The organism is Exiguobacterium sp. NPDC077395, assembly GCF_050269125.1.
In the GTDB taxonomy this organism is placed as follows: domain Bacteria; phylum Bacillota; class Bacilli; order Exiguobacteriales; family Exiguobacteriaceae; genus Exiguobacterium; species Exiguobacterium aestuarii_A.
Genome location: NZ_JBNNHU010000001.1, coordinates 1840839 through 1854457, shown reverse-complemented (window position 1 = coordinate 1854457; position 13619 = coordinate 1840839). Strand labels below are relative to the sequence as shown.

General features: G+C 50.3%; 15 protein-coding genes. 13 read left to right on the top strand and 2 right to left on the bottom strand.

Going from position 1 to position 13619, the window contains the following annotated elements:
* Window positions 1-49: 49 nt before the first annotated feature.
* The 10 genes from ACQKD4_RS09515 to mnhG all read left to right on the top strand — a co-directional run bounded on the left by ACQKD4_RS09515 (window position 50) and on the right by mnhG (window position 8367).
* Complete coding sequence (locus ACQKD4_RS09515) at window positions 50-823, top strand: electron transfer flavoprotein subunit beta/FixA family protein (RefSeq protein ID WP_214695234.1); 774 nt, start codon at window positions 50-52, stop codon at window positions 821-823.
* Between the two features lie 14 nt (window positions 824-837).
* Window positions 838-1803: an electron transfer flavoprotein subunit alpha/FixB family protein gene (locus ACQKD4_RS09510; RefSeq protein WP_427373134.1), complete on the top strand. Its 966-nt coding sequence runs from the start codon at window positions 838-840 to the stop codon at window positions 1801-1803.
* 107 nt (window positions 1804-1910) lie between these two features.
* Window positions 1911-2225: a thioredoxin gene (trxA, locus tag ACQKD4_RS09505; protein WP_015881090.1), complete on the top strand. Its 315-nt coding sequence runs from the start codon at window positions 1911-1913 to the stop codon at window positions 2223-2225.
* A gap of 347 nt (window positions 2226-2572) precedes the next feature.
* On the top strand, window positions 2573-5014 hold the full coding sequence (locus ACQKD4_RS09500; protein ID WP_427373133.1) for a Na+/H+ antiporter subunit A: 2442 nt from the start codon (window positions 2573-2575) through the stop codon (window positions 5012-5014).
* Window positions 4986-5423: a Na(+)/H(+) antiporter subunit B gene (locus ACQKD4_RS09495; protein ID WP_214785305.1), complete on the top strand. Its 438-nt coding sequence runs from the start codon at window positions 4986-4988 to the stop codon at window positions 5421-5423. The genes ACQKD4_RS09500 and ACQKD4_RS09495 overlap by 29 nt, the downstream gene beginning before the upstream one ends.
* Window positions 5423-5764, top strand: a complete 342-nt coding sequence (locus tag ACQKD4_RS09490) for a Na(+)/H(+) antiporter subunit C (RefSeq protein WP_015881093.1) — start codon at window positions 5423-5425, stop codon at window positions 5762-5764. Before ACQKD4_RS09495 ends, ACQKD4_RS09490 begins: the two co-directional genes overlap by 1 nt.
* Window positions 5757-7241: a Na+/H+ antiporter subunit D gene (locus ACQKD4_RS09485; protein WP_427373131.1), complete on the top strand. Its 1485-nt coding sequence runs from the start codon at window positions 5757-5759 to the stop codon at window positions 7239-7241. Before ACQKD4_RS09490 ends, ACQKD4_RS09485 begins: the two co-directional genes overlap by 8 nt.
* A gap of 7 nt (window positions 7242-7248) precedes the next feature.
* Window positions 7249-7734 carry a Na+/H+ antiporter subunit E gene (locus ACQKD4_RS09480; RefSeq protein WP_214785303.1) on the top strand — a complete coding sequence of 162 codons (486 nt, stop codon included), beginning with the start codon at window positions 7249-7251 and terminating at the stop codon, window positions 7732-7734.
* Window positions 7734-8030: a Na(+)/H(+) antiporter subunit F1 gene (locus ACQKD4_RS09475; protein ID WP_026826530.1), complete on the top strand. Its 297-nt coding sequence runs from the start codon at window positions 7734-7736 to the stop codon at window positions 8028-8030. Before ACQKD4_RS09480 ends, ACQKD4_RS09475 begins: the two co-directional genes overlap by 1 nt.
* Window positions 8008-8367: a monovalent cation/H(+) antiporter subunit G gene (gene mnhG / locus ACQKD4_RS09470; protein ID WP_015881097.1), complete on the top strand. Its 360-nt coding sequence runs from the start codon at window positions 8008-8010 to the stop codon at window positions 8365-8367. The genes ACQKD4_RS09475 and mnhG overlap by 23 nt, the downstream gene beginning before the upstream one ends.
* Before the next feature lie 42 nt (window positions 8368-8409).
* Here the strand turns inward: mnhG and ACQKD4_RS09465 are convergent, their stop codons facing one another.
* Window positions 8410-9723, bottom strand: coding sequence for a dihydrolipoyl dehydrogenase family protein (locus ACQKD4_RS09465; RefSeq protein ID WP_427373130.1), 1314 nt, complete (start codon window positions 9721-9723; stop codon window positions 8410-8412).
* 70 nt (window positions 9724-9793) lie between these two features.
* Between ACQKD4_RS09465 and uvrC the strand changes: the two genes are divergently transcribed.
* Together uvrC and ACQKD4_RS09455 are read left to right on the top strand one after the other, a co-directional pair.
* A complete protein-coding gene (gene uvrC / locus ACQKD4_RS09460; protein WP_427373129.1) occupies window positions 9794-11584 on the top strand; it encodes an excinuclease ABC subunit UvrC in 1791 nt (596 codons plus the stop codon).
* Entirely contained in the window at window positions 11581-12357 is a 777-nt protein-coding gene (locus tag ACQKD4_RS09455) for an aminoglycoside adenylyltransferase domain-containing protein (RefSeq protein WP_427373128.1), read from the top strand. The genes uvrC and ACQKD4_RS09455 overlap by 4 nt, the downstream gene beginning before the upstream one ends.
* Before the next feature lie 25 nt (window positions 12358-12382).
* On the opposite strand, the gene ACQKD4_RS09450 is transcribed toward ACQKD4_RS09455, so the two are convergent.
* Window positions 12383-12775 carry a YslB family protein gene (locus tag ACQKD4_RS09450; protein WP_243834707.1) on the bottom strand — a complete coding sequence of 131 codons (393 nt, stop codon included), beginning with the start codon at window positions 12773-12775 and terminating at the stop codon, window positions 12383-12385.
* Between the two features lie 222 nt (window positions 12776-12997).
* On the opposite strand from ACQKD4_RS09450, the gene ACQKD4_RS09445 reads away from it, so the two are divergent.
* Window positions 12998-13615: a succinate dehydrogenase cytochrome b558 subunit gene (locus ACQKD4_RS09445; RefSeq protein WP_015881102.1), complete on the top strand. Its 618-nt coding sequence runs from the start codon at window positions 12998-13000 to the stop codon at window positions 13613-13615.
* The last annotated feature ends 4 nt before the right edge of the window (window positions 13616-13619 follow it).

Sequence of the window (13619 nt, the reverse complement as noted above, 5' to 3'; positions counted from 1 at the left end):
ATGCTGATTCATGAATGATGGGAAAGAATTGACTAAAGGGGGATCAACCATGAATATTTTTGTTTTGCTGAAACGTACGTTTGATACTGAGGAAGCGATTCAGCTCGAGAATGGGGAAATTCAAGAAGACGGCGCTGAGTTCATCATCAACCCGTATGACGAATATGCGGTCGAAGAAGCGATTCAAAAACGTGACGCACTCGGGGGAGAGGTCACGGTCGTCACGGTAGGACCAGAAGACGCGGACAAAGAGCTTCGTACGGCACTCGCCATGGGAGCGGACAAAGCTGTTCGGATCTCGATTGAGGACGATGTCGAAGATGCGGACCACGTCACGATTTCAAAAGTGCTCGCCACATACTTGAAAGAACAAGACGCAGACCTCATCTTTGCAGGGAACGTTGCAATCGATGGCGGTAGCGGACAAGTCGCACCACGTGTCGCAGAACTTCTCGACATGAACTACGTGACAACAATCACGGCTCTTGAAATCGACGGCACGATGGCTACGGTCACACGTGACGTCGAAGGGGATACAGAAGTCATCGAAGTCGCACTCCCACTTCTCGTGACGGCGCAACAAGGGTTGAACGAACCACGTTACCCGAGCTTGCCTGGGATCATGAAAGCGAAGAAGAAACCACTCGAAGAACTCGAACTCATGGACATCGACCTCGATGAAGATGAAATCGAAGCGAAAATCGAGACGATTGAACGATTCTTACCAGAAGAGAAGAAAGCCGGTCGTATCCTTGAAGGCGACATGTCGACACAAGTGAGCGAGCTCGTACAACTTCTTCGCACGGAAGCGAAAGTCATTTAAGGGGGAGATCATAGATGAAAGCTTTAGTACTCGCAGAAGCGCGTGAAGGCGCGTTACGTAACGTATCATTCGAAGCCATCGCTGCGGCGAAGCAATTGACAGACGATGTGACGGCAGTCGTGATTGGGGATCACGTGCAATCACTCGCGCAAGAACTTGGGGAGTATGGCGCAAGCCGTGTCCTCGTCGTTGAAGACGATCGCCTCAAACACTATACGCCAGACGGCTACGGGCAAGTGCTCCGTCAGTTGATTGAACAAGAAAATCCGGACATGATCGTCCTCGGTCACACGGCTCTCGGGAAAGACATCGCACCGAAACTCGCGGCACGTCTCGATGCTGGACTTATCAGTGACGTCGTCTCTATCGAAGGAACAGGTCGTGACGCTGAATTCGTTCGCCCAATCTACTCAGGCAAGGCGTTCGAGAAAGTGAAGTTCAAAGACTCGGTCATGTTCTTCACAATTCGTCCGAACAACATCGACGCACTCGCGCGTCAAGCAGGTGCAAGCGTCTCAGTTGAAACGCCAGCAGTTGAATTGAAAGACCTCGCGATGATCGTCAAAGAAGTCGTTCGTAAGGCGACAGGGAAAGTCGACTTGGCGGAAGCGAAAGTTATCGTCGCAGGCGGACGTGGCGTGAAGAGCGAAGACGGCTTCAAACCACTTGAAGAGTTGGCTGAACTTCTCGGAGGAGCAGTCGGTGCTTCACGTGGAGCATGTGACGCCGACTACTGCGACTACGCGCTTCAAATCGGACAAACGGGTAAAGTCGTCACACCAGACCTTTACATCGCATGCGGAATCTCTGGAGCAATCCAACACTTGGCAGGGATGAGTAACGCGAAGGTCATCGTCGCAATCAACAAGGATCCGGAAGCGAATATCTTCAGTGTGGCGGACTATGGCATCGTCGGTGACTTGTTCGATGTCGTCCCAATGTTGACAGAAGAGTTCCGCAAGCACCTCGTCAATAGCTAATAAGCAAAACGTTTTGGGGTTGTTACCCTCCGTGGTATACTCTGAACATGAATTGCATGAGAGTTCTATATCAGAGCTCTCTCATCTTATTGGGGAGGTTTTTACAAATGGCTATTAAACACGCAACGACTCAATCGTTTGAACAAGATGTAAAAGAGGGCGTAGTCCTCGTTGATTTCTGGGCAACTTGGTGTGGACCATGTCGCATGATCGCGCCAGTTCTCGAAGAACTCGATCAAGAAATGGGTGACCAAGTCCAAATCGTGAAACTCGACGTCGACGAAAACCCTGAAGTCGCAGGTGCTTTCCAAATCCAAAGTATCCCGACACTCATGATGTTCAAAGATGGCGAGCCTGTTTCGAAAACAATGGGCTTCCAACCAAAAGAAGCATTGAAAGAGTTTATCGCAACAGCACAATAATTGCGTAGCAGCCGACCTGTATCGGCTGCTTTTTTGTTTTATCGAACGGAAAAGAAGGAAAAGGACAGGCAAGTAGGGAATAGGTTGAGTTATTCCACTCACCCTCATTTACGGAAAAATCCGATACATATCGTCTGATTTCAAAATTTTTTTTGAAGAAATTCCGTCGGCTTCCTTCATATTTAAAAGATTCGGAATTTTAGTGAGGGAGTGCGCGGACTGGAAGCTTTTATCATGGAAACAGACTGAAAATTTACGCTATACTCATGAGGAAGACATGATGGAGTCAAGTGAACTTACTTTACGGCTCGATCTATTGTACGACTCTGTTCGAAGGAGGAATTTTCTTGTCGCTGTTACATTTAGCTATTTTGTTGCCGCTTCTCGCGGCACCGTTCATCCCGTTCTTGTTTCGGGGGATGAAGCAAATTCATACAGGCTGGTTCGTCTTGATCGTACCGGTCGTGCTCGTCACCTATTTCGCCGGATTCATTCCGATCACGAGTGCAGGGGACGTCGTGACAGAGACGATTGCGTGGATGCCGTCCCTCGGGATCAACTTCACGGCATACGTTGACGGACTCAGTCTACTGTTCGCCCTCCTCATTACGGGGATCGGCGCACTCGTTGTCTTATATTCCATTTACTATTTGAATAAGGACAAAGAGTCACTTGGGCATTTCTATGTGTATCTCTTGATGTTCATGAGTGCGATGCTCGGGGTCGTTCTCTCGGACAACATGATTGTCATGTATATGTTCTGGGAGCTCACATCGATTTCATCATTCCTGTTGATTGGTTACTGGTATGAGAAAGAGCGTTCACGTTACGGCGCACAGAAGTCGATGCTTCTCACCGTATTCGGTGGATTGTCGATGCTCGGTGGAATCGTCTTACTCGAGTCGATGATTGGTTCGTACAGCATTCGTGATATGGTCGCGAACTCTGGCGTCATCGCCGAGAGCCCGTTCTTCCTTGTCGCGATGATTCTCATCTTGCTCGGGGCGTTCACGAAATCGGCGCAGTTCCCGTTCCACATCTGGTTGCCTGACGCGATGGAAGCACCGACTCCGGTCAGTGCGTACCTCCACTCGGCAACGATGGTCAAGGCGGGTCTCTACCTCGTGGCCCGTATGAGCCCGGTGTTCCAAGAGTCATCGGTCTGGCTATGGACGATTGCCGGAGTCGGGATGTTCACGATGTTCTGGGGTTCGTTCAACGCCGTGAAGCAGACCGACTTGAAGGGAATCTTGGCATTCTCGACAGTCAGTCAGCTCGGGTTGATCATGTCACTCCTCGGTCTAGGTGCGGCTGCGCTCCACTATGACGGTATGGATGACAACATCTTTATGGTCGCGACGATTGCAGCAATCTTCCATTTGATCAACCACGCGACGTTCAAAGGCTCGCTCTTTATGATGGCCGGAATCGTCGACCACGAGACGGGCACACGTGACATTCGTAAGCTTGGCGGTCTGATGACTGTCATGCCGATCACGTTCACGATTGCCGTCATCGGTTCGTTATCGATGGCAGGTCTTCCGCCGTTTAATGGTTTCTTAAGTAAAGAGATGTTCTTGAAGGCGACGACGAAAGTCTTCTCGGCCGACTTCTTCGCACTCGATACGATTGGACTTTTACTTCCGGTCATCGCGTTCGTCGGAAGTGTGTTCACGTTCATCTACAGCATCATGCTGTTTACCCGGACGTTCATGGGCAAAGCGAAGTTCGATCAATTGCCGAAGAAACCGCATGAGGCGCCGATTGGCATGTTGATCTCGCCAGCCATCCTCGCGCTTCTCGTTGTCGGTCTCGGATTCTTCCCGAACGTCTTGTCGAACTCGCTCATCAAACCAGCCGTCGAGTCGATTTATCCGACACTCGTTGCGCAAGGACAAGAAGTCGATGTTCACATCTATTTCTGGCACGGTTTGACGCCAGAGTTGTTCATGACGATCGGGGTCGTTCTTCTCGGTTCGTTGCTATTCTGGCAAATGGGCAAATGGATGGGGATCTACAACCGCATCCCACACCGTTTGACGCTCAACGGGATGTACGATGGTACGCTCGTCTGGTCGAACAAAGCGGCGTATCGCTTTAAAGACAATTACATGACTGGCTTCATCCGGTCGTATTTGATCTATATTTTCGTCTTCCTCTCAGGCATGATGCTCTTTAGCATCTGGTGGTTCGACATGTACCAATTCTCGTTCGAGAACTTGGCAGAGATTGCACCGTATGAATACGTGCTCGGAGCTGTCGTCATGCTTGCGGCGCTCGCGATTCTATTTATGCGTTCGCGTCTACCGTCCATCATCCTACTTGGGGTTGTCGGGTACGGCGTGGCACTGTTCTTCGTCTTCTTCGGTGCACCTGATTTGGCACTCACGCAGCTCGTCATCGAGACGGTCTCGGTCGCCTTGTTCTTGCTCGTGTTCTATCACATGCCGGACATCAGCAAGAAGGAAGTACGGATGCGTTTCAAAGTCGGGAATGCCATCGTGGCCATTCTCGTCGGGACGACCGTGACGCTACTAAGCTTCATGGCACTCACGAACAAATCGCTCACTTCGATCTCCGAGTATTACAAAGAGAACGTGTATGAGCTTGCAGCAGGTAAAAACATGGTTAACGTCGTCCTCGTCGACTTCCGTGGATTTGATACTTTGTTTGAAATCGTCGTTCTCGGAATTGCGGCTTTCGGGATTTACACGATGATTAAATTTAGAACAACACGACGTACGAAAGGAGAAGGTGCACATGAAGCAAAACAGCAAACGCGTCAATGACGTCATTTTGCAGACGGCCGCGATTATCATTTTCTTCATCATCGTCATCTTCTCGATCGATTTGTTCTTTGCCGGTCACTATTCTCCAGGTGGAGGGTTCATCGGTGGATTGATGACATCCGCGGCGCTCGTCTTGTTGCTACTCGCATTTGATTCGAAGACGCTCGCGAACGTACTTCCAATTGACTACCGTCTCATGACGGCAAGTGGATTGTTGATTGCACTCGCGACAGGTCTTCACTCGGTATTCTTGGGTCGTCCGTTCTTGACGCATGCTTACGGGAAGTTCGACTTACCACTTCTCGGTGAACAGACGCTCCATACGGCGATTGCGTTCGACTTAGGGGTCTATCTCGTAGTCATCGGAATCACCTTGACGATTATACAAACGATTGGAGAGAGTGAATAATGGAAATCTTCGTTAGCATCATTATCGGTGTCTTGACGATGTGTGCCGTCTATCTTGTTCTCTCAAGAAGTTTGTTACGCATCATCATCGGCACAGCCTTGTTCAGTCACGCGGCACACCTTCTCGTCTTGACGACGGCAGGGTTGAAGACAGGGGCAGCCCCTGTCCTCGTCGACGGTGTGACTGAATTCACAGACCCGTTACCGCAAGCGCTCGTCTTGACGGCAATCGTCATCAGTTTCGGGGTGACGGCGTTCTTCCTCGTACTTGCCTACCGCACGTATCAGGAGCTCAGCACGGACAATATGGAAGAAATGAAAGGAACAGAATCGTATGATTAACTTACCGGTCTTTCCAATCGTCATTCCTGCGCTTGCGGCCATCATCATGATGTTCATGCCAAAACGGGTCCAGCTGCAGCGTGTGATGGCTCTTGGAGCTTTAGTTATTACGGCGATCGTGTCACTCTTCCTTGTGCACACGGTCTCCACGGAGGGGATTCAAACCCTCAACCTCGGGAACTGGCAAGCGCCGTTCGGGATTACGCTCGTATCGGATATGTTGTCAGCCCTACTCGTGACGACGTCGACTCTCCTCACGCTCTTCATCGTGTGGTTCGCCGTCCATTACTTCTCAGACTCATATGAAGGCAACTACTTGTACATCTCGATGCTCTTCTTGCTCGTCGGGGTGAACGGTGCCTTCACGACAGGTGATATCTTCAACTTGTTCGTCTTCTTCGAGGTCTTCTTGATGTCTTCATACGTGTTGATTGTGCTCGGTGGACGTGGCGTCCAGTTACGTGAGTCCATCAAGTACTTGCTCGTGAACATCATCGCCTCGGCACTCTTCGTCATGTCGGTCGCCTTGCTCTATGGCGTCACAGGTACGCTCAACTTGGCAGACTTGGCGATGAAAATCCCGCTCGTCGATAACCCGGACGTCATCACCGTCATCGGTGTGATGTTCGTCATCGTCTTCGGGATGAAAGGGGCACTCGTCCCACTTCACTACTGGCTCCCTGGAGCGTACGTGGTCGCACCGACACCGATTCTTGCGATGTTCGGGGCCCTCTTGACGAAAGTCGGGGTCTACTCGATCTTGCGGACGTACACGCTACTCTTTGACGGGAACGGTGAGTTTTTACAGACGTTCCTCATGGTGCTCGCTGTCCTCACGATCTTCATCGGGATGACAGGTGCCATCGCTTATAACGATGTGAAGCTGATCATCATCTACAACATCATGATTGCGGTCGGGGTCATTTTGTACGGGATCTCGGTCAACACGCAGACGTCCCTTGAAGGGTCGCTCTACTACTTGATTCACGATATGATCATCAAGGCAGTTCTCTTCATGCTCGTCGGGATGATGATTGGGATCACCAAATCCGGTCAATTGCGCGATATGGGTGGACTCATCACACGCTTCCCACTGTTCGGATGGACGTTCTTCGTCGCAGCGCTCTCGCTTGCAGGGATTCCGCCACTTAGTGGATTCTTCGGGAAGTTATTGATCGTATCAGGTGGGATGGACGAAGGAGAACTGTTCGGACCACTTCTCGTCCTCTTATCAAGTCTCTTTGTCCTCTACTCGGTCATGAAGATCTTCTTGAACGGATTCTGGGGAGAGGCGAAGCGTGAGTATGACGGACCACTCGTCCCATATACGAAACGTTTGATTGTACCGGTCTTCTTGTTGCTCATCATTGCGGTCGCATACGGATTTGGGGCAGAAGCCATCCATCCGTATATCACGCAAGCGATTGAGCCGCTCGTCAATCCAGAAATCTATATCGATGCCGTGATAAAGGAGTGAAACACAGATGGCTTATCAACTTTTGATTAACTTTTTCTTGGCGTTCATCTGGATGTTCCTCACGGGATCGTTCACAACGAGCGGATTCTTCGTCGGATATCTACTAGGATTGCTCATCTTGTTCATGATGCGCCGATTCTTCAAGTCAGGGGGAGGCAGCTTTTACTTCACACGCGTTTGGCGTCTGTTTAAATTGCTCCTCATCTTCATCCGGGAACTGTTCCTCGCGAACTTCGAGGTGTTACGTCTCGTCCTTAGTCCGAAGCTCAAGATTCAACCAGGAATCTTCCGATATGAGACGTCTCTCGACAAAGGATGGAAAGTCAGCTTGCTTTCGATGCTGATCACACTCACACCAGGGACGCTCGTCGTTCAGGTGTCAAAAGACAATTCCGTGCTCTATATCCACGCGCTCAACATGCCGGATAAGGAAGCCTTGCAAAAAGACATTTATGATAATTTTGAATCAAGCATTAAGGAGGCGACAGAGTGATGGATTTACTAGACATTCTCATCTACATCTCGCTCGCCATTCTCTTGCTTGCGATGTTGATGATGTTGTATCGCGTCGTCAAAGGACCGACAACGGCAGACCGAGTCATCGCGCTCGACTCCATCGGGATCGCGCTCATCTCGGTCGTCGCGTTACTGTCGATCCTGCTCGATACGACCCTATATTTTGAAGTCATCTTGCTACTCAGTATTTTGGCCTTCATCGGAACGGTGGCGTTCTCGAAATTCTTAGAGAGGGGAGAGATTATCCAACATGACCGCGACAATGATCTTTGATCTCATTACCGGCATCTTCACGATCATCGGCGTCTTCTTCACGGTCGTCGCCGCAATCGGTCTCATCCGCCTTCCAGACATTTATTCGAGAACACACGCTGCCTCGAAGAGTGCGACACTCGGTGTCATGTTCGTCCTCTTTGCGGCCGTGCTTCACGTATATGTCGATGAACGGGTATTTGACGCAAGACTCTTGCTCGGTCTCTTCTTCGTCCTCTTGACGGCTCCTGTCGGGGGTCACCTCATCTCACGTGCGGCGCACGCGAAGGGAGTCCCGCTTTGGGAGAAGTCGTTACAAGACGCATTGAAAGAAGACAAGGATAAAGGAATCGAATAAGAGAAAGACGGGATTCGCCGTGTGGCGAGTCCCGTCTTTTGTTTAGATGAGATAGGTCAGGTCGGAGGCAGCCGTCGGATAGGCGACTTCTAAGTGCTTCACGTGTTGATGCGACAGTTTGTTCTGTATAATGAAAGAGAGCAGATTGATGAGTTCCGGGGCATGGTGTCCAATCAGATGTGCCCCGATGATGTGACCTTCCGCACTCAACAATACTTTCGAATAGGCGGTCGTGTCATTGATGCGTGAATAGGTGAGGAAATGGGACATGTCCGTTTCTTTCACGTCGAAGTCGATGCCCTCGGCTTCAGCTTCCTCCACGGTGAGACCCACTTTGGCAATCGGTGGGGTCGCATAGACGATGGTCGGTGCCGGGCGCTCGGGAAGTGCCCGCGTATTCCCGTGAAGCATGTTCAATGCAGCGAGACGACCTTCCTGACCGGCGAACGGAGTGAGGGCGGGATTTGGACTGTTAGCGACGTCTCCGGCGGCGTATATATTCGGATTGCTCGTCTGGAGATGCTCGTTCACCTGAACACCTTGATGATCGGCATTGACGCCTGCTGCTTCGAGATGAAGTCGCTCGATGCTTGGAATTCGCCCGGTGGCGTTAAGGACAACTCCTTCAAGGGTAGAGTCATCTGATAACGTTAAGACGTTCCCATCGATTCGTGTCGGTTCGATGTCATGTCGGACGGTGATCCCGATTCGCTTCGACTCCTCGACGAGCCGATGGACGACGTTCGGGTCGAATGCTTTCAACGCACGTGAACGAATGAGAAGGGTCACGTCGCTTCCGAAGCGGCGGAAGATATGGGCGAATTCAAAAGCGATATAGCCGGCACCGACAATATGAATCGATTTCGGTAACGCGTCGAGGTCGAACACATCATCGCTCGTGATGGCCAGTTCGCCACCTGGGATGTCGAGAGGGCGTGGTGTTTGACCCGTCGCGATTAAAAATTGAGGGGCGGAGAGTTCATGACCATCGATGACGATGGAGTCTTCATCGATAAAGTGAGGCTCCCCTTGATATAAATCAATGTTCATCTCGTTCCAATGTTGCGTTTTTGACGTAGGAATCGAGAAGCGATATTCATCAATCCGCTTTTTAAAGGATGACCAATCAAGGGAAAGGCTTCCTTCGACGCCGAGCTCGCGCATACGTTCCGTGCGGGCGAGTAGTTCGGCACCTTCGGCGAGCATTTTTTTCGGGTCACATCCACGCTGGGGACACGTTCCTCCGAACGTCCAGTTTTCAATGATAGCAATCTCTTTACCGGCGTCACGTAAAATCGTGGCGGCTTGGCTCGCGGTTGATCCGCTACCGACAATAATGACATCGTATCGTTTCATAATATAAAATCCTCCTCTGACGAGATATCACACTCTTTTTCCCGTCCAGGAGGAAGCTAAACTGAGGTGAATGGAATTGAGTCATACCGACCACATTAAACATAAATTGGCGCTACTCCCGGACGAACCGGGTTGCTATTTGCATAAAAATGAATATGGTGAGGTCATCTATGTAGGGAAGGCGAAAAATCTCAAGAATCGGGTCCGCTCTTACTTCACGGGCGCACACGACATCAAGACGATGCGTCTCGTCGCAGAGATCCGTGACTTTGAGTACATCGTGACGGCGAGCGAACTCGAGGCGTTGCTCCTTGAAATGACGCTCATCAAAAAACACGACCCGAAGTACAACATTCGCCTGAAAGACGACAAGACGTATCCGTACATCAAAATTACGAACGAACCGTATCCGCGTCTATTGACGACACGTAAGCTGAAGAAAGACGGTGGGCATTACTTCGGACCGTACCCGAACGCTTACGCGGCGAACGAGACGAAACGTCTGCTCGATAAACTATACCCGCTCCGTAAATGTCAGCCGATGCCGAAGAAACTTTGTCTCTATTATCACATCGGGCAGTGCTTAGGACCTTGTGAGCTCGCGGTCGACACGGATTCGCAAAAAGAGATCGTCAACGAGATTCGTCGTTTCCTGAGCGGTGAGACGAGTGAGACGCTTGCGAAGCTGAATGTCGAGATGGGACGTGCCGCTGAAGACATGCAGTTCGAGCGGGCGGCTGAACTACGCGATCAGATTAGAGCGGTCGAATCGATTATGAACAAACAGAACATGATTACGGCCGACCCGACGGCGCGAGACGTCTTCGGTTATACGCTTGACCGAGGCTGGATGTGTGTCCAAGTGTTCTACATGCGAGGCGGTAAGATGATCGAGCGAGATGTCTCGCTCTTCCCGATGCATGGAGAGCCTTCCGAAGAACTCGAAAGTTTCGTCGTCCAGTTCTATGAACAAAACGTCGTGCCAAAAGAGATCCTCGTACCGGAAACGGTCCGTCTCGATTTATTAAATGACGCCATCGGCACGAAAGTGATGCAGCCGAAACGCGGGGCAAAAAAGCAACTGCTCGATTTAGCGACGAAGAACGCAACAATCGCCTTGAATGAGAAGTTCGAATTGCTCGCACGAGACGAAGAGCGGACGTTACTCGCGATGCGTGAACTCGGGGAAGCGATCGGCATCCCGAACTTGTCGCGTGTCGACATCATCGATAACGCGAACATTCAAGGGGCGGACGCCGTATCGGCGCTCGTCGTCTTTGAAGACGGGAAGCCACTCAAGAAAGAGTATCGGAAATATAAGATTCGGACCGTCCAAGGACCCGATGATTATGAGACGATGCGTGAAGTCGTGCGGCGACGGTTCCGCCGTCTGTTGACGGAAGACAAGCGTCTACCGGATCTCCTATTGATTGATGGAGGAATCGGGCAATTGAATGCCGCGCTCGACGTCATCCAAAACGAGTTTGGGCTCGACTTGCCGGTCGGCTCACTCAAAAAGGATGACCGACATCGGACGAGCCAACTGTTGTTCGGTGAACATGGTGCGGTCGTAGAACTCCATCCACGATCGAGTGCTTTTTATCTGTTGCAGCGGATGCAAGATGAGGTCCACCGTTTCGCCATCACTTTCCACCGCAGCTTGCGCACGAAGAAGATGACAAAATCGATTTTAGATGAGATTCCGGGAGTCGGTCCGAAGCGTCGTCAACAGCTCATCCGTCATTTCGGGTCGATGAAACAGATTCGTCTGGCCTCGCTTGAACAATTGAAAGAAGCGGGACTACCGGAAAAACTGGCGGAGACCGTCCTTCAATATGTGCACGAGGATACGGATGAATGAGACAGCTTCCGACAGACGTGGAGAATACAATCGCTTCATTCGTGAGAGCGATTGATGAATTTCTACCAACCGTTCAGCATATATACATTCATGGTTCATTAGCAATGGGTGGCTTTCATCCGAAACGAAGTGATGTAGATTTGTTGCTCGTCGTATCGAACGCATTGACTCGGGAGGAACGACAAAAACTCATCGACTGTTGCCTCTCATACTCCAACGAACCATATCCGCTCGAACTGAGCATCATGACGACGGCGCAGCTAAAAGACTGGTGTCACCCGAGTCCCTTCGAGTTTCACTATAGTGAAGGGTGGCGCTCACGTTTTGAAAAGGCAGGTAGGGAAGAGCGGACCGAATTGCAACAAGGATTCACCGATCCGGATTTGGCAGCTCATATGTTGATGATTTTAGAACGAGGCATCACTTGGCGCGGACAGCCACTTCATCAATTGCTCTGCGGATTCGATTCCGCTCATTTTTCTGATGCGATTCGGGCAGATGCGTTCGACTGTCTCGATACGATGGATGAAAATCCGATTTATTGCGTGTTGAACTTGTTACGCGGACTGGCCTATGAACAAGAACGTGTCCTTCTCTCGAAACAAGAAGCGCTCGGTTGGGTGATAAAGAACGGACATTTTCCGGGAAATGTTGTAGCGGTCGTTCGTAAGGCGACTCAGGGCTATGAAGGGGAAGACGTGACGTTTAATCTACACGAACTCAGTGAAGTACGTCGGTATATGAACGAGCAACTTCAGCAGAATCAAAAATAAGAGTCGATGCGAAACGCATCGACTCTTATTCGTAATCGTCTTTCCGGTCTAGTTGGACGGTGATTTGGACAGTTTTTCGGGCGGGATCGGCATATCCTTCCGCGACGCACTGGAAACGACCTGCAATCTGTTCGGCTAAAAATCCAGCCTCGAGCTGATAGTAACCGGTCGCTTTGGCTTGGGTCGTGGGCGGTGGGATCAGTTCGTATGTAAATTTACTCCCACGTTCTTTTTTGAGCGTCAACGCTCCCCAACCTGCCTCGTCGAAGAATGCAGTCAGTTCATCGTCAGACATCGTCGGGAATTTGCGGGCGACCCGTTTTCCTGACCAATAGATGACTTGGGCGTAATCTTCACCAAGCAAGTCCGTCAACACATAGTCGCGAAGAAGTTCAATCGCGAAAATTGGTTGGCTCATCGTTTCCATTCTATCCCATCACTCCAATCTCTCTATATCATTATAACGACCAATCGGAATTTGGTCATCCTGTATTTTTGAAAAGAATGTGGCACAAATCGGCTAGGTTATCTTGTCATACAATTTTCACAAGAGTAGAATAGGAGTCAGAAAGCTATATCTGCATTTGAAAACGCTTTTATTGACAAAACGAGCCAATGCTCGTGAAAAGGGGGAACTAGAATGGCAGCGCATCGTGACTACTTCAGTCGTAAAGTCCATTCGCTACTTGGGGTCATTCCAATCGGTTTGTTTTTGATCGTTCACTTATCGGTCAACTACTACATCGTCGATGGGGTGGAGTCATTCAACAAAGCAGCAAAATTCATGGAGAACTTACCGTATCTGTACTTCCTTGAAGTGACGATTATCGCATTGCCGATGATCTTCCACGGCGTGTACGGCGTGTACTATGCGTTTCTTGGGTCGATCAACTCGAACCGTTATTCATACGCACGCAACTGGTTGTATCTCTTCCAACGCTTCACAGGGGTCTTCCTCGTGATCTTTATCGCATGGCACGTTTGGGAAACGCGCTTAGCGAAATTACGCGGGGTAGAAGTCAATGCGGAGATGATGCAAAACATCGTCGACAACCCGCTCATGTTGATCTTCTACATAGTCGGAATCCTTTCGGCTACGTTCCACTTCGCGAACGGTCTTTGGTCGTTCTCGATCACGTGGGGAATCACACAGTCACCTCGTTCACAACGTCTCATGAGCTACGTATCAGGTGTCGTGTTCTTGGCACTATCTTTTGTCGGCATCCGTTCGATTTTGACGTTTGCAGGCATCTTGTAATTAG

Excerpts from the sequence above, each read along its gene's own strand:
- ACQKD4_RS09515 (WP_214695234.1), top strand. The coding sequence starts at position 50 with ATGAATATTTTTGTTTTGCTGAAACGTACGTTTGATACTGAGGAAGCG.
- ACQKD4_RS09510 (WP_427373134.1), top strand. The coding sequence starts at position 838 with ATGAAAGCTTTAGTACTCGCAGAAGCGCGTGAAGGCGCGTTACGTAAC.
- trxA (WP_015881090.1), top strand. The coding sequence starts at position 1,911 with ATGGCTATTAAACACGCAACGACTCAATCGTTTGAACAAGATGTAAAA.
- ACQKD4_RS09495 (WP_214785305.1), top strand. The coding sequence starts at position 4,986 with ATGAAGCAAAACAGCAAACGCGTCAATGACGTCATTTTGCAGACGGCC.
- ACQKD4_RS09490 (WP_015881093.1), top strand. The coding sequence starts at position 5,423 with ATGGAAATCTTCGTTAGCATCATTATCGGTGTCTTGACGATGTGTGCC.
- ACQKD4_RS09485 (WP_427373131.1), top strand. The coding sequence starts at position 5,757 with ATGATTAACTTACCGGTCTTTCCAATCGTCATTCCTGCGCTTGCGGCC.
- ACQKD4_RS09480 (WP_214785303.1), top strand. The coding sequence starts at position 7,249 with ATGGCTTATCAACTTTTGATTAACTTTTTCTTGGCGTTCATCTGGATG.
- ACQKD4_RS09475 (WP_026826530.1), top strand. The coding sequence starts at position 7,734 with ATGGATTTACTAGACATTCTCATCTACATCTCGCTCGCCATTCTCTTG.
- mnhG (WP_015881097.1), top strand. The coding sequence starts at position 8,008 with ATGACCGCGACAATGATCTTTGATCTCATTACCGGCATCTTCACGATC.
- ACQKD4_RS09465 (WP_427373130.1), bottom strand. The coding sequence starts at position 9,723 with ATGAAACGATACGATGTCATTATTGTCGGTAGCGGATCAACCGCGAGC.
- uvrC (WP_427373129.1), top strand. The coding sequence starts at position 9,794 with ATGGAATTGAGTCATACCGACCACATTAAACATAAATTGGCGCTACTC.
- ACQKD4_RS09455 (WP_427373128.1), top strand. The coding sequence starts at position 11,581 with ATGAGACAGCTTCCGACAGACGTGGAGAATACAATCGCTTCATTCGTG.
- ACQKD4_RS09450 (WP_243834707.1), bottom strand. The coding sequence starts at position 12,775 with ATGAGCCAACCAATTTTCGCGATTGAACTTCTTCGCGACTATGTGTTG.
- ACQKD4_RS09445 (WP_015881102.1), top strand. The coding sequence starts at position 12,998 with ATGGCAGCGCATCGTGACTACTTCAGTCGTAAAGTCCATTCGCTACTT.